At 51.2% G+C, this 17506-nt stretch carries 17 protein-coding genes; 5 read left to right on the top strand and 12 right to left on the bottom strand.

Going from position 1 to position 17506, the window contains the following annotated elements; genetic code table 11:
• Positions 1-88 precede the first annotated feature (88 nt).
• Positions 89-889, top strand: coding sequence for an inositol monophosphatase (locus J0M34_00360; GenBank protein MBN8542701.1), 801 nt, complete (start codon positions 89-91; stop codon positions 887-889).
• Here the strand turns inward: J0M34_00360 and thiE are convergent.
• From thiE to tkt, 8 genes are all read right to left on the bottom strand, one after another.
• On the bottom strand, positions 877-1557 hold the full coding sequence (gene thiE / locus J0M34_00355) for a thiamine phosphate synthase (protein ID MBN8542700.1): 681 nt from the start codon (positions 1555-1557) through the stop codon (positions 877-879). The two genes, J0M34_00360 and thiE, sit on opposite strands and share 13 nt — an antisense overlap.
• A 40-nt stretch (positions 1558-1597) precedes the next feature.
• Positions 1598-2794 carry a hypothetical protein gene (locus tag J0M34_00350; GenBank protein ID MBN8542699.1) on the bottom strand — a complete coding sequence of 399 codons (1197 nt, stop codon included), beginning with the start codon at positions 2792-2794 and terminating at the stop codon, positions 1598-1600.
• A gap of 63 nt (positions 2795-2857) precedes the next feature.
• Entirely contained in the window at positions 2858-3784 is a 927-nt protein-coding gene (locus J0M34_00345; protein MBN8542698.1) for a class I fructose-bisphosphate aldolase, read from the bottom strand.
• Positions 3785-3835: 51 nt separating this feature from the next.
• Positions 3836-4150 (bottom strand): hypothetical protein, encoded by a 315-nt coding sequence (locus J0M34_00340; protein MBN8542697.1) that lies wholly within the window; start codon positions 4148-4150, stop codon positions 3836-3838.
• Entirely contained in the window at positions 4128-5351 is a 1224-nt protein-coding gene (locus J0M34_00335) for a phosphoglycerate kinase (protein ID MBN8542696.1), read from the bottom strand. The genes J0M34_00340 and J0M34_00335 overlap by 23 nt, the downstream gene beginning before the upstream one ends.
• Before the next feature lie 7 nt (positions 5352-5358).
• Complete coding sequence (gene gap / locus J0M34_00330; protein MBN8542695.1) at positions 5359-6360, bottom strand: type I glyceraldehyde-3-phosphate dehydrogenase; 1002 nt, start codon at positions 6358-6360, stop codon at positions 5359-5361.
• A gap of 44 nt (positions 6361-6404) precedes the next feature.
• Positions 6405-6557, bottom strand: coding sequence for a hypothetical protein (locus J0M34_00325; GenBank protein ID MBN8542694.1), 153 nt, complete (start codon positions 6555-6557; stop codon positions 6405-6407).
• Positions 6554-8542 (bottom strand): transketolase, encoded by a 1989-nt coding sequence (gene tkt / locus J0M34_00320; GenBank protein MBN8542693.1) that lies wholly within the window; start codon positions 8540-8542, stop codon positions 6554-6556. The genes J0M34_00325 and tkt overlap by 4 nt, the downstream gene beginning before the upstream one ends.
• Positions 8543-8747: 205 nt before the next feature.
• On the opposite strand from tkt, the gene J0M34_00315 reads away from it, so the two are divergent.
• The 4 genes from J0M34_00315 (at position 8748) to J0M34_00300 (ending at position 11038) form a co-directional block, all read left to right on the top strand.
• Entirely contained in the window at positions 8748-9095 is a 348-nt protein-coding gene (locus J0M34_00315) for a hypothetical protein (protein MBN8542692.1), read from the top strand.
• A gap of 1 nt (position 9096) precedes the next feature.
• Positions 9097-9441, top strand: a complete 345-nt coding sequence (gene zapA, locus J0M34_00310) for a cell division protein ZapA (GenBank protein ID MBN8542691.1) — start codon at positions 9097-9099, stop codon at positions 9439-9441.
• A 242-nt stretch (positions 9442-9683) separates the two neighbouring features.
• A complete protein-coding gene (locus J0M34_00305) occupies positions 9684-10253 on the top strand; it encodes a 5-formyltetrahydrofolate cyclo-ligase (protein ID MBN8542690.1) in 570 nt (189 codons plus the stop codon).
• Positions 10250-11038, top strand: coding sequence for a YmdB family metallophosphoesterase (locus J0M34_00300; protein ID MBN8542689.1), 789 nt, complete (start codon positions 10250-10252; stop codon positions 11036-11038). The genes J0M34_00305 and J0M34_00300 overlap by 4 nt, the downstream gene beginning before the upstream one ends.
• A gap of 1 nt (position 11039) precedes the next feature.
• Here the strand turns inward: J0M34_00300 and J0M34_00295 are convergent, their stop codons facing one another.
• From J0M34_00295 to J0M34_00280, 4 genes are all read right to left on the bottom strand, one after another.
• The gene (locus J0M34_00295; GenBank protein MBN8542688.1) at positions 11040-11375 is read right to left on the bottom strand and encodes a DUF2671 domain-containing protein; all 336 of its coding nucleotides are present in this window, start codon (positions 11373-11375) and stop codon (positions 11040-11042) included.
• Positions 11376-11754: 379 nt separating this feature from the next.
• Positions 11755-14652, bottom strand: a complete 2898-nt coding sequence (locus J0M34_00290) for a flagellar hook-basal body complex protein (protein ID MBN8542687.1) — start codon at positions 14650-14652, stop codon at positions 11755-11757.
• A 50-nt stretch (positions 14653-14702) separates the two neighbouring features.
• Positions 14703-15398, bottom strand: coding sequence for a flagellar hook assembly protein FlgD (locus tag J0M34_00285; GenBank protein ID MBN8542686.1), 696 nt, complete (start codon positions 15396-15398; stop codon positions 14703-14705).
• A gap of 25 nt (positions 15399-15423) precedes the next feature.
• A complete protein-coding gene (locus J0M34_00280; GenBank protein MBN8542685.1) occupies positions 15424-17502 on the bottom strand; it encodes a hypothetical protein in 2079 nt (692 codons plus the stop codon).
• Positions 17503-17506: the final 4 nt, after the last annotated feature.

Raw genomic sequence — 17506 nt, 5'->3', positions numbered from 1 at the left:
CATGATATTCACAGGCAAAATAGTCGCCTTTTTAGGGATTTAGCGGGAAAAACTTGCGCACTACATTGCTTTGGCATAAGACGCGCGGATGCAAGCATCTCCGCTCCTACATGTTATGACCCGCGCCGTCCTTAAATGTGCGAAGCCGCTCGTGCGTGATTTTGGCGAGGTCGATAAGTTACAAGTCTCGAAAAAGGGCGCGTCGAACTTCGTGACCAACGCTGACTTGCGCACTGAAAAAACACTGGTTGAGGAATTAACCTCCGTACGCCCAAAATTCGGATTCTTAACCGAAGAGAGCGGCATCATCGAAGGTAAAGAGAAAACCCACCGCTTCGTGATTGACCCGATTGATGGCACCACCAACTTCATGCGCGCCATTCCCTATTTCTGCGTATCGGTTGCCGCACAAGAAATGACCGACAATGGTTGGGAAAGCATCGCGGGTGTTATCTACGATCCCATTCACGATGAGTTGTTCACCGCCGAGAAGAATCAAGGTGCCACCGTCAATAACTACAAACTTCGCGTTTCGAAACGCACAGAAGATTTCTTGGTATCCACCTCATCGCCACGCAAATCACGCGAAGGCTACAAAGCCATGGTTGAGCGCCTCGAGCGTGTCACCGACCACGGCGCTGTCGTACGCTGCTCAGGTTCCGCCGCACTTGATTTGGCCTATGTTGCCGCAGGTCGTTTGGATGGCACATGGTACCATAATCTCAACGCATGGGATATGGCAGCAGGCCATTTGATTGTACGCGAAGCAGGCGGTGTTGTCGCAAGCCTGGAAGGTAAGCCACTAAATGCGGATGGTGGTAGTATAGTTGCTGCATCGCCAGCGATTTACAAAACCCTTCAGGGCTTACTGATCTCTCACGCAGCCTGACGTTTGAGCGCTTTTTTAATCGCCTGATTAAACTCTTTCACCGCTTCCGCAGCGCCCTTGGGGTGACTCCACACTGCATTAATGGCTGCAACGAAATCAGCGCCCGCCTCAACAAGTGGCCCACAATTCTGTGGTTGAATCCCACCAATAGCCACGCACGGAATCAGCGTATAAGTGCTCCACCATTCAATAATATCGGGCTTAGGCGTGCCATATTTTGCAAGCTTATCGGGTGTTTTGGAAGTGGTGGGGTAGAAAGCGCCAAACGCCACATAGTCCGCACCATGATCTCCCGCTTCCATCGCTAAATGCGAGCTATCATGACAACTCACACCAATCACACGTTCCTTGCCTAATATACGACGAGCTTCTTCGGCCATCATATCCTCTTGGCCGAGATGTACTCCATCCACTTCAAGCTCTAGCGCTAGGTCCACACGATCATTGAGAATAAAGGCAGTACCTTTAGCGCGGCAAAGCGGCATCAAAACCCGTACGGCCTCACGAATCTCTTTATCGCTTGCACCTTTCAACCGAAGTTGGAACGCGCCGACATCCCCCGCATTCAATGCAGATTCAAACGTTTTCGCAAACGCGCCAAGTTCGATAGTTGGCGGTGAAATGAGATAGAGTCGACACGGATAAATGAGATCTTCAGATTCAGTCATGCATCTGTATTAGCGTAATGCACTACACAAATCCAGCCCCCTAGCGATTACGGGGATTACTACGGCTGGCTTCCACGACATCCAATGCCTCATCCAACATAATTTCAGCCAATGCGCGCTGCTGTGTATCCGAGAAGTTCAAATTCGGAATCTCATTAAGACGCTCAATAGTTGCTTCCAGCAGTAATTCTTTGTCTAAATTTTTTGGGCTGCGTGCCGCCAGAACAGCATCCAGCACACGTTCGCTTACAAATCGTAAATTGATAATTTGTTGTGCTCGTTCGCCAAAACTGCCTTCTGCAGAGCCAGTGCCTACGAATGCTCTGCCCTGCGCAGCATTGACAACCCGACTATCTTCAGGAGCTGGCCAGTAATCGCCTAATATAGTTAAATCATTGCGTCTTAGTGCCTCGATACGCATCTGACGATTGACGACGCCAAGCAACGTCTCACCATCAATAGCGTAAGTATTCATCATGGCTGTGTGCTCAGAAAAATTTCTTACATCCGTTAGGAATCCTACATACAGATCATTGAGAGTATTAGGCGCCCCCATAAATAACCGCATAAAGAATTCCTCGCGTGTACCTGCGGTCTTACGATGACGTCTCGCTACATGGCCTTCATCATGCTCCTCTAGCATCCACTCATCTAGTTCTCTACGTTCTTCAGCCCTCACGTTTGCGCATGCTTCAAGTGCCGCATCAAACACCGTAAAAGAGAGATTCGTGACAGCATGGTAATCCACATCATCGCTTCCCGTTTCGTGGCAAATCAGCTTATGTTTTTGCGCATAGGCCGTGATTTTAGCGCGCTCAACGGAGATTTGTTCTTCTGTAGGTGAGTCAATGATAGAAAGTGAAAAAGCGGCACGAAATGCCATGCTCTTTAACGTTTTCCATGCAGCAACTTCTTCTGCCATTTCACGAATCTGGCTAAACGCTGAACTATGTTGAATTTGATGAAAATCGCCCTTGATGCGTTCCGACATAACGGAAGGATCAACCGACGGCACCTTATAATCCGTGCTTTCTGAAACAATTAGCCACACAAGCAGATCAGGGTCTTTACGAAAATGGCTACCAGAAGGTATGAGATGCATAATGTCGGAAATAAGTTTTTCAGCGCCATCATCCACGCGCTTTTCTAGCAGATCAATGTAATCCAAATATGCGCCCGCTTCTACACGGCTGCGTATATCCTGATTCCCGTCACTTCCATCATCGTCGTAATACATGCCGTTATTTTACGCATTACACGGGCTGTAGCGTATGACAATTCTATGAAGAATCAGCCTAAATTAGACTGCTTTATACACGTTGATGATATCGTTCAACAGGCTCTCAGCCTCAGCCTTAGGGCGCTGGAAGGCATTTCGACCCATAATCGAGCCATCACCGCCACCAGCCGCAATACCCTTCACTTCATCCAACACTTCTGCATTGGACTTGGCACCACCGCCCGAGAAAATCACGATGCGGCGGCCACCAAACGTCGTTTGCTTGATGTGTGCAATACGCTCAGCAAGCGTGCCAACGGCAATCTTTTCTTTCTCGTACACTTTCTTCGCCTCAGCCTGCTCGATATGCGCAGTCGGCGGCTTCACCTTAATAATATGTGCACCCACAAGTGCCGCGATATGCGCGGCATAGGCTGTTACATCAATTGCCGTCTCGCCTTCTTTGCTCAAACCCGCACCACGCGGATACGACCACACAACCACCACCAAACCTTTTGCTTTCGCTTCGGCGGTCAGTTCACGCAGTTCTTCGAGCATGTCATTGGCTTTCGCCGAACCAGGGTAAATCGTATAGCCAATCGCGGCACATCCCAAACGCACTGCATCATCCACGGTTGCGGTAACCGCTTGGTCAGGCTGTTCGTCTTTCGGGGCAAGCGAGTTATTGCTGTTCACCTTCAAAATCGTTGGTAACTTGCCTTTAAAGCTATCAACGCCTGCTTCAATCATTCCAAGCGGCGCTGCGTAAGCATTCAACCCAGCATCTAGCGCAAGCTGGAAATGATAATGCGGGTTATAGGCCGCAGGGTTCACCGCGAAGCTACGCGCAGGTCCATGCTCGAAACCTTGGTCAACGGGCAGAATCACCATTTTACCAGTGCCACCCAGCTTACCTTGCATCAACATGCGGGCGAGGTTTTTTTTGGTCGCGTCACTCGCGCCCTCGTACCAGCCCAGAATTTCTTTTACCTTCGGTGTCATACCCATAACATTCTCCATTACTGCGACTGGTGTAAACGCTCACACCATTCTGTCAAGCTAGGCGGCAGCGTTATCCAAAAACTTTACACCTTGTGCCTCGGCTATTGATTGTAATTTGGCGGCCATGGTTTCATTGGCCTCGCAGCGTACATTCAACCCCAAACGCATCGCATCATGTGCCATGGCGGCATTGCGTCCGCAGCACACCCATAGCGTATAAGTCGTTTTCGGAAATTCCTCGGCAATCAGTTTTTGCACCGCGTCCCAATAGCCGACACCCGCAATACAACCTGAATTAAATGGCGTAATACACTCGCGCTCACCCGCTTCAAGCGCGGCTTTCAAATCACTAAGCTGTCGCACGACGCGCATGAGTCGCCCCGTTCAGCAATGCTGCAATCCCTGGCAATTCCTTACCCTCAAGCCACTCAAGGAATGCGCCACCTGCCGTGGAAAGATAGCTGAGTTCGTTCGCAAGCCCTGCATGCGCAAGCGCCGCCACCGTGTCACCACCACCCGCAACGCTATGCAGGCTACCTTCGCGCGAACGCTGCGCCACCAGTCGCGCCAACTGCACGGTAGAAGCATCAAACGGCTGCGTTTCATAGGCTCCCACAGGCCCATTCCACACCAGTGTTTTGCACTGCTCAATCACCTCGAATAACCGCACCATCGAGCGCGGGCCAACATCCAGAATCGACATAACTTTGGGGATACTCTTCACATCCACCACCTGCGAAGCCGCATGCGGCGCCAGTTTATTCGCCACCACCGCATCCACGGGCAAGACAATCTCGCAGCCTTTTGCCGCCGCTTCTTTCAGAATCTTCTGCGCAGTCTCTTTCATCTCTTTTTCGCATAGACTTGCACCAACATCATACCCCTGTGCGTGAAGGAACGTATTCGCCATCGCGCCACCAATAATCAGCTTATCGACCTTACCCGTCAGGTTGCCAAGCAACTCCAACTTGGTCGAAATTTTTGAACCGCCGACAATCGCCGCCATTGGGCGATCGGGCGTGGTGAGTGTTTTACTGAGCGCTTCGACTTCCTGTTGCAATAGTCGCCCCGCCGCCGAGGGCAAATGATTATTGATTCCGACAACCGAAGCATGCGCACGGTGCGAGCACGAAAACGCATCATTCACATAGGCATCGCCCAATTCAGCAAGCGCCTTGGCGAATTCAGGGTCATTCCCCTCCTCGCCTTTGTGGAAGCGCAGATTTTCCATCAAAATCACATCGCCCTCGCTGGCATTTTGCACAGCCATTTTCGCGGTGTTACCAATACAGTCTGGCGAGAATTTTACAGGCCTATCCCACAGATTTTCTGACAATGCATCGACCAATGGCGCAAGCGACAACGCGGGGTCAAAGCTCTTCGGGCGTCCCAAATGCGACAACACCACGACTTTTGCGTGGCGCTCAATCAGGTATTGCAAGGTCGGAATAATGCGTAAAATCCGTGTGTTATCAAGCACACGCCCTGCCTGCATGGGCACGTTCAAATCAAGCCGTACCAATACGGTTTTGCCGTTCACATCCAGCGATTCAAGGGTCGGTAAGCTGCTCATGAGAGCTTTATTGGCCTACTTTTTTTGCCAAGTCCAGCATTCTGCAGCTAAAGCCCCACTCATTATCATACCATGCCGCTACGTGCACCAGCGTGCCGCCCACCACATTGGTGGCGGTAAGGTCAGCGATTGAGCTGGCATTATCATGGTTGAAATCGATGGAAACCAGCGGGCGCTCGTTAATCTTGAGCACGTTTTTTGGCATCTTGACGCTCGCTGCTTTGAGCGCAGCATTCACGTCTTCTTTCATGGTCGCTTTTTTCACTACCACGTTCAAATCCACCATCGACACATTCGGCGTTGGCACACGAATCGCCGCGCCATTCAGCTTGCCCGCAAGTTGCGGCAGCACAAGGCCGAGCGCCTTGGCAGCACCTGTTTTGGTCGGCACCATTGAAAGTGCTGCGGCACGCGCACGGCGCAAGTCTTTGTGCGAACCATCATGAATATTCTGGTCACCCGTATAGGCATGAATCGTTGTCATATAGCCAGACTCGATACCAAAGGCTTCGTCTAACACCTTCGCAACAGGTGCGAGCGCATTGGTCGTACAAGAACCGATAGAAAATACGGTATGCTCAGCCTTCAGGCCGTTACAATTCACACCATACACAAACGTCGGGCAATCATCACCCGCAGGTGCTGAAATCAACACGCGCTTTGCACCTTGCGTCAGGTGAACCGCTGCCGCATCTTTCGTAGCGAAAGCGCCCGTGCATTCTAAAACAATATCAACGCCCAACGCTGCCCAATCCAGTTTTTGCGGGTCACGCTCATGCGTTACTTTAATTTTTTTACCAGCAACGGTGAGCACATCACCCTCATGCGAAACACCGCCTTTGAAGCGACCATGCACTGAATCAAATTCCAATAGATGCGCGTGGGTTTCGGTGGCCGCAGGGCCATTCACCGCAACGACCTCAATATCATCGTATCCCTCTTCGCTAACAGCGCGCAATACGCAGCGCCCAATACGACCCAGTCCATTAATACCGATTTTGATTGTCATACGAACCTCTGCGGCGCTTATAACGCCTGAATAGTGCTACACAATTAAAATTTTACAAACTTCAGTAAAATGCGCACTGCCCATTCCCAGCGATAGGCGCTGAGCGGGCGTGTCATGCCGAACATGATGACCTCGTTTTTCGGGTCATTCACGAACTCGCCATAATACCAGCGCTTGAATTTCAGCTTCATACTCATGCGTTTTCTGCCGCTTTCACGATCGCATCTACGGTGATACCAAATTGCTTATAGAGCTCCGGCGCAGGTGCAGAGGCACCAAAACCCTGCATACCAATGAACACGCCATTCTCACCAATCCAGCGCTCCCAGCCAAAGCCGATACCTGCCTCAACCGCAATGCGCAGTGCATTACCGCCCAATACTTGTTCTTGGTAACGCTTCGGCTGTGCTGCAAACAAATCCATACATGGCATCGAGACCACGCGGGTTGAGACACCCTTCTCTTCCAGTTTGGTTTGCGCTTCGGTGCAGAGATGCAGCTCCGTACCCGTACCAATCAGCACCACTTGAGGCGCAGTCGAAGCCTCGCGCAAAATATAGGCGCCTTTCGCGCACAGATTATCTTTGGTGTATTCCGTGCGCAGTGCAGGAACCGCCTGTCGGCTGAGTGCCAGCACCGAAGGCGTCTCGCGTGAGGCAATTGAAAGTGCCCAGCACTCTGCTGTTTCCATCGCATCCGCAGGGCGGAACACATTTACATTCGGCATCGCACGCAGGCTTGCTACATGTTCTACAGGTTGGTGTGTCGGGCCATCTTCACCCAAGCCAATTGAGTCATGCGTCATCACGTAAATCACGCGCTGCTGCATCAATGCGCTGAGACGAATCGAAGGACGGCAATAATCCGTGAATACAAGGAATGTACCAGAATAAGGCACAAAACCACCATGCAGAGCGATACCATTCATCGCCGCAGCCATGCCATGCTCGCGCACGCCATAATAAATATAGCGGCCGCTAAAATCACTCGCCGTAACGCCTTTCATCGGCTTCGTTTTCGTATTATTCGAACCCGTCAAATCCGCCGAACCACCCAGCAAGGCTGGCGCGTGGGGCACAATCGCCTCGAGCACATTCTGGCTCGACTGGCGCGTTGCTTCTTTTGGCTGCGACTCGGCAAGAGCGCGTTTAAACTCGTCCATCGCCTTGACCCACGCATCACCCAAATCACCCGCCATACGCGCGCTGAATTCGCTTTGCGTATCTTTTGGCAGTGCTGCAAACTTCTTTTCCCACGCAGCATATTCTGCCGCACCACGCTTGGCAGCATCGCGCCATGCGCTCAAAATATCATCGGGAATTTCAAAGGGTGCATAGCTCCAATCCAGATTCTTACGCGCACCTGCAATCTCTTCATCACCCAGTGGCGAACCATGGCTTGAGTTCTTACCCGCTTTGGTTGGCGCACCTTTCGCAATCACCGTTTTGCAGGCAATCAGCGTTGGCTTGTCGGACTTCTGCGCCTTCAAAATCGCCGCGCGAATCTCCGCGGCATCATGCCCATCAATACTCTGCGTGTTCCAACCCTGCGCCTCGAAACGTTTGCAATGATCGTCGCTAATCGCAAGTGAGGTTGGGCCATCAATCGAAATTCCGTTATCATCGAACAACACGATGAGTTTATTGAGCTTCAAATGCCCCGCGAGCGAAGCGGCCTCAAGGCTAATGCCTTCCATCAAGCACCCATCCCCTGCAATCACATAGGTATAGTGATTCACTGCATCACCGAACTCGGCATTCAGCAAACGCTCAGCCAGCGCGAAGCCCACGCTGTTGGCAATGCCTTGGCCTAGCGGGCCTGTTGTCGTCTCAATCCCTTGCGCATGGCCATATTCTGGGTGACCCGCCGTTTTCGCGCCCCATTGGCGGAAGTTCTTGATTTGCTCAAGCGTCATGTCCTCGTAACCCATCAGGTAATGCAGCGCGTATTGCAGCATCGACCCGTGACCCGCCGAGAGAATGAAGCGGTCACGATTCGGCCACTCAGGGTGCTTAGGGTCGATATTCAAGAATTCGGTGAATAGCACCGTCGCTACATCTGCCATCCCCATCGGCATACCGGGGTGGCCGGATTTTGCTTTTTCCACCGCATCCATACTCAAGGCGCGAATCGCATTCGCCATCTGGTCATGAGTAACGGAGGTTAAGGGGGATTGTTTCATAGCGGCACTCTTCATGTCGTAATCTCCAAAGGAGCGTTGAGTTGCGCACGTGTGTACACGCGCCTGTGCGCGAGCGCAAGGGCGGTTATCAAGGTTATCCACTAGATGAGAATAGAGATTGCAATTGCTAAACCGAATGGCTATTCGTTGAGTTAACAAGAACATAAAATGAAAAACGCATCTAAAGCGTTACATTAAGGTAAGCATGACGAACCCAACTCTCAAAGCGGCATTTGACCGTTTGAATACCGCCATTGGAAGGCTTGACGCCGCTAGTGCGAATGCCGCATTGCGCCAATCTCTCGAAGGTGACTCGCAGGCGCAAGCCAATGCAGAACTCGTCTCTGAGTGGGAACAAAAACTTGCCGCTAATGAGTCTGAACTCATCGCCGTGCGCGAGGAAAATGACTTCCTGAAAAACGACAATTTACGCCTAGGCAATCAGTTGCAAGAATTGCAGCAAGAGCATCTCGAACTCCAGCGCGCCGCAGGTGGTATCGTGCAGCGCTTGGATGGTTCCATCAAACAACTCGACATGATTTTGGAGCACTAGCATGAGCACCGTCAAAGCAGTGATTGCTGGTAAAGAATACAAGCTCGCCTGCGAAGACGGGCAAGAACAGCACCTTGAGACACTCGTAAAACAGGTCGATGGCCGTGCACAAACCTTGCTCAAGCAAGTTGGCAAACTGCCAGAGAACATGCTGCTGGTATATACATCCCTGATGATTGCCGACGAATTGCACGACGCGAAAAAAGAAATGCGCAAACTCGTCGCTGCGATGGAAAATGGCTCCGACGGTGCAAAACTCGCCGCCATGGAAGCCGAAATGGCCACCCATATCGAGACCATGGCTTCACGCATCGAGCAACTGGCACAAAGGCTGGAAGCTGCCTAGGCCAGAGTTCTTGCATTTGGGCGGGTTTTGCCCTATTCTCACAAGCGAATGGATACTGCTGAATTCGGTGCAGGCGCAATTATTCCAAGACCGACTAGCAACTCCACGGGAACTGTCACTGCTACTGGCCCGAGGCCTATAGTATACGGTGCCCACCTTAACTTAAGGGTCTACGGAGAATTTAGACGACCCACGCTTTCGGTGGTTCCATTCACTTTTTATTTGCTCTAGACATCCTTTCGATGCTCTCAAAACCTCAATTACGCAGCGATATGCAAACCAAGCGCGCGTCTCTTGGCGCAGTGCAAATCGCGCAAACATCGCAAGCCATTGCCCGTCATTTCGCCGACCACCCGATTCTTGCTTTCGCACCCTCTTGTGCTGGCTACATCGCCATGCGCGGTGAAGTGGACGTCATGCCCATTCTCGCCTTCATGCAAAATCTGGCCAGAGAAACCGCGCTTCCACGCATCACCTTAAAAGACGCACCCCTTACCTTCCATCAGTGGCGTGCGGGTGAAGCACTGGAAACCCACACACTTGGCATGAAGGAACCGCTCGCCAGCGCGCCCATCGCCATTCCCAACATCATACTCGTACCCCTGCTTGCTTTTGACGCGGCGGGTTATCGCTTAGGCTATGGCGGCGGCTATTATGACCGCACCATGCAGACATTGCGTGCAGAAGCAAAAGCTCCACTTTTTATTGGCGTTGCTTATAGCTGGCAGGAAGTCAAAGCCCTGCCCGCCGAACCGCATGATGCAAAACTCGATGGCATCCTTACCGAACTCGGTGTAAGCCTCTTCCCATGAAAATTTTATATTGCGGAGATGTGGTCGGCCGTAGCGGGCGCGATGCGGTGCTTGAGAATGTACCGATCTTGCGTGCAGCACACCAGTTGGATGCAGTGATCGTCAATGTCGACAACGCCGCCGCAGGCTTTGGCACCACAGGTGAAATCTTGAACGATTTCAAAAAAATCGGTGTCGATGTCATGCCGGGTGGCGATCACGTATTCGACCAGAAAGACGCCCTCGGCCTACTTGCTACCGACGCAACCTTGCTGCGCCCCCATAACTTTCCTTCATCCGTTGCTGGCACGGGCTGCAAACTCTTCACACTCGCTAATGGCAAAAAATTATTGGTGCTGCATTTGCTCGGCCAAGTATTCCATCGCGAATATCTGAATAGCCCATTTGAATGCGCGCAGGCAGCACTGGAACCATACAAGCTTGGCAAGAACGTGGACGCAATTTTGGTCGATATGCATGCTGAAGCCACCAGCGAGAAAATGGCCATGGGTGTTTTCTTGGATGGTAAAGTAAGCTGCGTGATTGGTTCGCATACACATGTGCCCACGGCTGACGCACATATATTAGCAGGTGGTACCGCCTATCAAACGGATGCGGGCATGTGCGGCGACTATCACAACACGGTGATTGGCTTCGACCCCGAGGGCCCTATGCAGCAATTCTTGAACAAATTCCGTAAGGTGCGCATGGAGCCTGGCAAAGGCAAAGGCACACTTTCAGGTGCGATTATCACAATCAAAGAAAATGGATTGGCTGAATCTATCACGCCGATTCAGATGAAGTAGCCTACTCGGCGTCTTCCTCGTCGAATGCTTCAACCTTGGCAGCACGCTTAGCGCGCGGCTTATCACTGCCCGCTTTAGCCTTGGTAAGCTTGCCTTTAGCGGCGTCCCACACGAACGTGTTCACGATGGTTTTGGTTCCCGTCGTCACAATATCGCCGTTTGGTAACTGCAGCACATCAAAACCCTCTTTCAGTGCTTCATTGATCACCGAAGAAGAATGACGCAGATACTCAGGGTTTGCCATGAGATCAGCAAGTTGTTGGTCACCGACCGAGGCTGATTCTTTAGCCTCTTTCGAGATATTCATCGTATTCAGAAAGGTCGTTTTATACGCCATATCGAATCCTACCTATCTCTAACCGTTAAGGCGCGCACGCCATGTTTCAACGCTTTGTTAACTTTTAAACCTAAGCCCGCTTGCCCGCAAGTGCTTGAGCTACATTCCACCTGCCGACTTCTGGCTTTACAAATCGATTGTGCCTAGTTCGCCACAATCCAATCTGTTAGCTTTTTGTTAACGAACATTTACATAGCAGATGAAACAGGCGGCACAATAGGCCGCGTGAAATCTTAACAGAACCGTCACAAAACTCTTCTCGGGCCGGATATTCAAACAAAAAAGCGGCTCGGAGGTCGCCCTACCGAGCCCAAGAAGGAGCTAGACACTCGTAGAAAACCAGCGCGGGTTACCCAACGCTGGCTTTCAATTCATTGCGTTAGAGCTGGTTAAGCTGCTCCAACAATTCGTCGGTGGTTTTAATCACCCGTGTATTCGCTTGATAAGCGCGTTGCGCGACGATCATGTCGGTCAACTGCTCAGCAAGATCCACGTTTGATTGTTCCAGTGCGCCCGATACCACGGTACCCGTGCCGTTCGTGCCGGCTTCACGCAGGTTCACTTCACCTGATTCACGAGTTTGTGAGTAAACGTTACCGCTAATGGCACGTAACCCATCGTAGTTCGCGAAGTCCGCAATCGGTAACTTGTAAAGCGCTTGCGTTTCACCGTTCGAGTAGGAAGCAATCACTTCACCCTCATCGGTAATCGATACACTCACAAGCTGACCTACTGGTGCACCGTTCTGGTTCGCAAACGATACGTTGTACGAACTATCAAACTGGGAAAGACCATCGGTCAAACCAATCACTGAAGCGCCTACCGTACCAAATGGCTGGCCTGCAGTACCTAGATCCAGCGCGATGCTGCTAGTAGATGCACCGTTGGTCCAGTTAATGCTTAGTGCGTTGGTAAGACTCGTGCTGACCGAACGTAAGCTACCATCGCCGTTGAAGTTAATGGTACCCGTAGCAATCTGACCATCTGGCAAGGTGGTGCTGACATCCGTTTCAGGAATCGCGTGAATCTCAACCGCCCACGTATTCTGAGCCGTTTTGATGAAGCTGAAGCGCACATCATGTCCCGAACCTAAGCTGTCATAGATTCGGATATTGCGGCTGAACTGCGCCGTAATATTGCCCGATGCCATGTTATCACCCACAGTGCCCGTCACGTCATAGCGTGGCCCAAGCGTGCCTGTATCAATCTGCGAATAGGTTCCCGTCAATGGTGTGGTTGGTGAACCGTCACCATCCGCGATGGTCAGAGCACCCATAATCGAGCCTTGGTTCGAACGACCAATCACCGAAACAGAGTTACCAGCAGGTGCTGCATAGTTACCCGCAGTTGGGTTGATCGATACACCAGCAGGAATCGTATAGCGCACAGTGTAGCTACCAACAGTCACGTTGGTCACATCAAGGAATGAGCCGTTTGGCCAACCATATGGCAGACCAGAACCCGCCAAGTTAAGACCCGAGACCGATACGAAATCGTTGACGGTCAGACCTGTTGGTGGCGCCGTGTTGATCACGATATCAATCGAACCAGTGAATGGACCACCACCTGGGATAGTCACGGGCGTACCAACCGTAGGCACGGACGCTGCAGGAATCAATGCAAGGTCGCGCAACTGAATGGTGGTGCTTGGATCATCCACACGAATCTCAATCGAAGAAGCGGAGAGTGGGTTCAACACCGTAGCACTCAGACCAACGTCTGAATTTACAATGTTTGCCAAGCTCTGCAGCGAGTTGAATCGGCGTGTATCCGTACCAGGAAATGCTGCTGGCAATTGAACGTTGGCGAGGCCAAGTTCTGCAACCCAGTCCAATCCGCGACGGGTACCATCACCGCTACCAACAATGTCACCGTTTGCAAAGGTCACTGCTTCTGCTGGGTCTTCCGATGATACCACCAGACGCGTACCAGCCACACGTGCCGACAAACCATTCACTTCGTTGATCGCCTGCGCAAGCGTTGCAAGGCTGTTGAATTGGCCATCGAACGTATTGGGACTCGTATTCACATACGTGAAGGTCATCGCAGGCTTAGTCGTCGTTGAAATAGTGAAGGTCAATGCAGCCGTTGTAAAGCTGGTCGAAGGCGTTGAACCACCAAGGAATGTCGAACCTGCGCTGGTCGCATTCAGAATGTTACCTGAATACTGGCGCGTATCGGCAAAAATGTTGCCAGGGTTCACGTTGGTACCTGGTGCACCACCATGTGCCGTGCCAACCGTAATCGAGAAGGTATTGTTTGAAAGCCACGTAATCGTGTGCGTTGCGTTCAACTGCGCTGCTGGCGTTGCACCGAGTGCACCCGCGAAACCAGATAGATCCACTTGGTCACCCGTGATCAAACCGTGGTTAGCAAGCGTAATCGTGTAGGTGTTACCCGCACCAACTGTGATTGCAGAAGCCGCCGCACCAAGTGGGCGCAGTACGGTCGTATCAATGTTGCTGTCACCCACGTTAGCAACACCTGCTACCGAGATGTCACGACCTACCGTGAATCCACCATAAAGATAGCGATAGGTGTTACCCGTACCTGTCAACACTTCGAACATATCACCGCGATGCAGATTGTTCTGTGTCGCGAATCCATATTCATCACCAACAATAATTGCTTCCGCGTTAATATTCGCGTTCGCTGTGGTGCGTGCATCAGGCAAGCCCGTTACTGCTTCACCAGGGAAGATCGCTTCGCCTGCATTGAGGTTTGCACCCAGCTCAATCACACTGGTTGACTGCGCAACACCAGAAGCCGATTCCACGTTTACCGTTTCGAGCGAATCAAAGTTGGTGAATGCGATCGTATTCAAGTTACCTGGCTCACCTGGCAGACGACCTTCACGGTCAAGTGGCCAACCTTGTAGGAAGAAGCCTTGGGCATTCACGAAGTTACCAAGTGAATCTTGGCGGAATGAGCCAGCGCGCGTAAAGAGTGGTAATGCGCTTGTATCGCTTGCATCGGTAACCGTCGATGTTTGGCGTACCACGAAAAGTCCATTACCCGACATTGCGATATCGGTAGGTGCGTCAGTCGAAGAGAGCAGACCCTGCTTCGATACGGCAAGACGTGTACTGCCGCGCACACCACCTGTTTGGTAGGTACCAGTTGTCGAGCTGTTCACCACGAGGGTTTGGAACTCACCCGTGGATTGCTTGTAGCCGACTGTGTTTACGTTGGCGATGTTGTCAGAAATCACACCGATTTTGCTGCTCTGTGCGCGAAGACCAGAAACGCCCCCGAATAATGCACCATATAAACTCATAAATTCCTCCCTAGTTCGTCAGGTAAATCCCGTTAATCCCTATTAAATATCTATGATGCATTTCCCGTGCCAAGATCGACGATCACTGGGTCACGCACCGCTAAAATTTCATCAAATGGCACTTCAACATCACCGACTGAGAGCAAGATTTTGCCTTCTTTCGAGCTCTCTACGCCCGTCACAATTCCGACTGCACGCGTATCGACATCCATGTCGTTACCGGCAGCATTTTTTGCCTTCACCGTAATGGTGTATTTACCGTTTGGCTCATCGTCGCCGTTGAAACTATTAGTACCGTCCCACACCACAAGGTTGCGGCCCTTATCAAGCGATCCTTGGCCGTTAAATACAGCCCTGCCCGCCGCGTTGGTGATTGTCACCTGTGCCGATTGAGCTGACTCTGGAAGGAAATAACTAAACGTCGCCTGTCCTGCTGAAAGCGTACCCGTGTTTCCTTCCGTCTCCACTTCACGATTGAGGTAGCTAACGGCGGTGGAAAGTTGGGTTTGCTGTTGCGCAGCAATCAATTTCTCAATGCCTTGATTGGTTCTGGCTTGTTGCTCGACCGTACTGAACTGCGCTAACTGCGAGGTCATCTCGTTCGTGTCTAGCGGATTGGTTGGGTCCTGATTTTGCAACTGCACCGTAAATAACTTCAAGAATGTATTGAGGTCGCCACTCAGCCCCGTACCTGCCACCGTAGCGGTGGAGGGATTGGTGGTCTGACTAATCGCATCAATAGGCATGGCGACCTCAACTTTCTTACGTTAATTAACCAATCAACTTGAGCAGGTTCTGGGTAAGCTGGTTCGCTTGCGCGAGTACGCTTACGCCCGCTTGAACTTGCACCTGAGCATTTGCGTAATCCGTCGACTCCTTGCTGATATCCGTATCAAGGAGTGCGCTACGCGCTGAGTCTTGGTTCTGCACCGAGAATTGAATATTGTTCGATGCAAAATCGAAGCGTGACTGCAATGCACCTACGTTGGCACGAATCGCCGTAACACGGTTGATCGCAATATCCAGAACATCGGATGCTGCTGAAGCCGCCGCTTGCGTTGCAATGCTCAACACTTTGCCACCGTAGATGTTCTGGGTGGTGACACTGTCAATTTTTACACCTAGTGTTTCACCTGCAGCATTACCCACACGGAAGCTCAGTTTTGCACTGCCAGCATCAATCCCGAAAGCGTTCTTCAGCGCTGCTTCCAATGCATCTGCATTAGCTTGAGTGGTGAGATCAAGCGCGGTTACTGACGAACCAGCAATCGCCGTATTACCAGTTTGAAGTGTCAGAACACGATTTGGATTACTGATGTTTTGCAAAGTAATGGAAGTGTTGATACCAATCTGGTTACCAATACCCGACAAGCTCACATAAGTCTCGCCATTCACTTGCACAGTGAATTTAACGTCCGTTGAACCAATCGGTGCCTCATCAATTTGGATGTCTTCAATACTGACTGAACTGAAATCATCCGAGCGGAAATTCACCGATGCACCATTCAGGTTGGATACCTCAACACCATTGACTTGTACTACCGCACCTTCTTGGAAGTTAGTAATGTCACGGTTTTGCGTAAACGTTACACCAGAGAATGCTTCATTGAATTGCGCAAGCAATTGTTCCAGCTGCCCTTGGCTGTCGAAAGTTGTAACCGTGCCACCACCAACGTTCAAGGTAAAGCTACCGCCAACAGAATTCCCAAACTCATCTGCACCAGTGAAGACCAGTGGAATAACTGCAGGATCAACAATATCCGTAACATTGGTCGTATAGGTAATGTTACCAACTTTGAGTTGGAATGTTGCAGTATCGGTTGCAGTATAGGTGCCAGTAAATATCCCTAGCTTACCAGTACCAAGCTTGCCGATAAAATCAGCATTATCCTCAATCGTAGTGGTGATTATTGCAGGGCCAGCAAGCGCTGCAGTAGTATCGCCATTGGCAAATAGAGTGCCCTTTACCGCACCGACTGCACGCACACGGTCTACTGATAAACCATCACCTGATGTACCAGCAGCGATTGTACGATCTGCTGCAGTGCCAAGCGTAATGTTTGTCGCAGTACCTAGCGATGCTTCTAGTATATACGCACCATCCAGAGCACCACCTCCCCAGTTGGCAGTGATATTCGCACCTGTTGCCACAAAACTCAGATTCGACAAACGTGGGTCTGAATTTTCGTTGAGGAAACGTGCAAGGTTTGCGGCGGTTTCAGCAGGCGCGGCGCCTACCACCACTCTACCTGCGGCACCGGCAGTGCCAACTGCCGAAGTTGTAAAGGTAACCGTAACACCATTAACGGAGATGGTTTCTCCGTTACCTACAGCACCAGTGAATTGAAACACATCCGCCGCTGTTGTCGCAGAAGTGTTAGTGCCTAGTTGGACGTTACTTACCAGCGACTCCGCACCCGACAAGGTACCATCCAAAAGCGTCACAGAACCGAACTTGGTCGATTTTGCGATACGGTTAATCTCATCCGCCAAGGCTTGAAATTCTTGGTTGATGAATGAGCGATCCATGTCACTGACTGAACCAGAGCCTGCTTGCGCCGATAGTGCTTTCTGACGTTGTAGAATGTCCATCACTTGGCTCAATGCACCGTCCGCAATCTGTAGCAAACTCGTACCTTGCGAAGTGTTGAGCAATGCTTGACGCAGCACCGTAACACTACCGCGTAGCGCACCACCTGTTGCAGTAGCGGCCACATCGTCGCCTGCGCGAACAATGCGGTTACCACTTGAAAGACGTGTAATCGAATCTGCTGTATTTTGCGAAGCAGCCCCAATGCTGCGTTGCGCCGAATAAGCAGGAATATTAGAATTAATTGAACTAATAGACATGAGA

The sequence above is a fragment of the Alphaproteobacteria bacterium genome (assembly GCA_017302575.1).
Lineage (GTDB): Bacteria > Pseudomonadota > Alphaproteobacteria > Rickettsiales > UBA3002 > JAFLDD01.
This window is presented reverse-complemented; position numbering and strand designations above follow the sequence as displayed.

Bases quoted from the DNA above. Each gene is read 5' to 3' on its own strand.
- J0M34_00360 (MBN8542701.1), top strand. From the start codon at position 89: ATGCAAGCATCTCCGCTCCTACATGTTATGACCCGCGCCGTCCTTAAA.
- thiE (MBN8542700.1), bottom strand. From the start codon at position 1,557: ATGACTGAATCTGAAGATCTCATTTATCCGTGTCGACTCTATCTCATT.
- J0M34_00350 (MBN8542699.1), bottom strand. From the start codon at position 2,794: ATGTATTACGACGATGATGGAAGTGACGGGAATCAGGATATACGCAGC.
- J0M34_00345 (MBN8542698.1), bottom strand. From the start codon at position 3,784: ATGGGTATGACACCGAAGGTAAAAGAAATTCTGGGCTGGTACGAGGGC.
- J0M34_00340 (MBN8542697.1), bottom strand. From the start codon at position 4,150: ATGCGCGTCGTGCGACAGCTTAGTGATTTGAAAGCCGCGCTTGAAGCG.
- J0M34_00335 (MBN8542696.1), bottom strand. From the start codon at position 5,351: ATGAGCAGCTTACCGACCCTTGAATCGCTGGATGTGAACGGCAAAACC.
- gap (MBN8542695.1), bottom strand. From the start codon at position 6,360: ATGACAATCAAAATCGGTATTAATGGACTGGGTCGTATTGGGCGCTGC.
- J0M34_00325 (MBN8542694.1), bottom strand. From the start codon at position 6,557: ATGAGTATGAAGCTGAAATTCAAGCGCTGGTATTATGGCGAGTTCGTG.
- tkt (MBN8542693.1), bottom strand. From the start codon at position 8,542: ATGAAACAATCCCCCTTAACCTCCGTTACTCATGACCAGATGGCGAAT.
- J0M34_00315 (MBN8542692.1), top strand. From the start codon at position 8,748: ATGACGAACCCAACTCTCAAAGCGGCATTTGACCGTTTGAATACCGCC.
- zapA (MBN8542691.1), top strand. From the start codon at position 9,097: ATGAGCACCGTCAAAGCAGTGATTGCTGGTAAAGAATACAAGCTCGCC.
- J0M34_00305 (MBN8542690.1), top strand. From the start codon at position 9,684: ATGCTCTCAAAACCTCAATTACGCAGCGATATGCAAACCAAGCGCGCG.
- J0M34_00300 (MBN8542689.1), top strand. From the start codon at position 10,250: ATGAAAATTTTATATTGCGGAGATGTGGTCGGCCGTAGCGGGCGCGAT.
- J0M34_00295 (MBN8542688.1), bottom strand. From the start codon at position 11,375: ATGGCGTATAAAACGACCTTTCTGAATACGATGAATATCTCGAAAGAG.
- J0M34_00290 (MBN8542687.1), bottom strand. From the start codon at position 14,652: ATGAGTTTATATGGTGCATTATTCGGGGGCGTTTCTGGTCTTCGCGCA.
- J0M34_00285 (MBN8542686.1), bottom strand. From the start codon at position 15,398: ATGCCTATTGATGCGATTAGTCAGACCACCAATCCCTCCACCGCTACG.
- J0M34_00280 (MBN8542685.1), bottom strand. From the start codon at position 17,502: ATGTCTATTAGTTCAATTAATTCTAATATTCCTGCTTATTCGGCGCAA.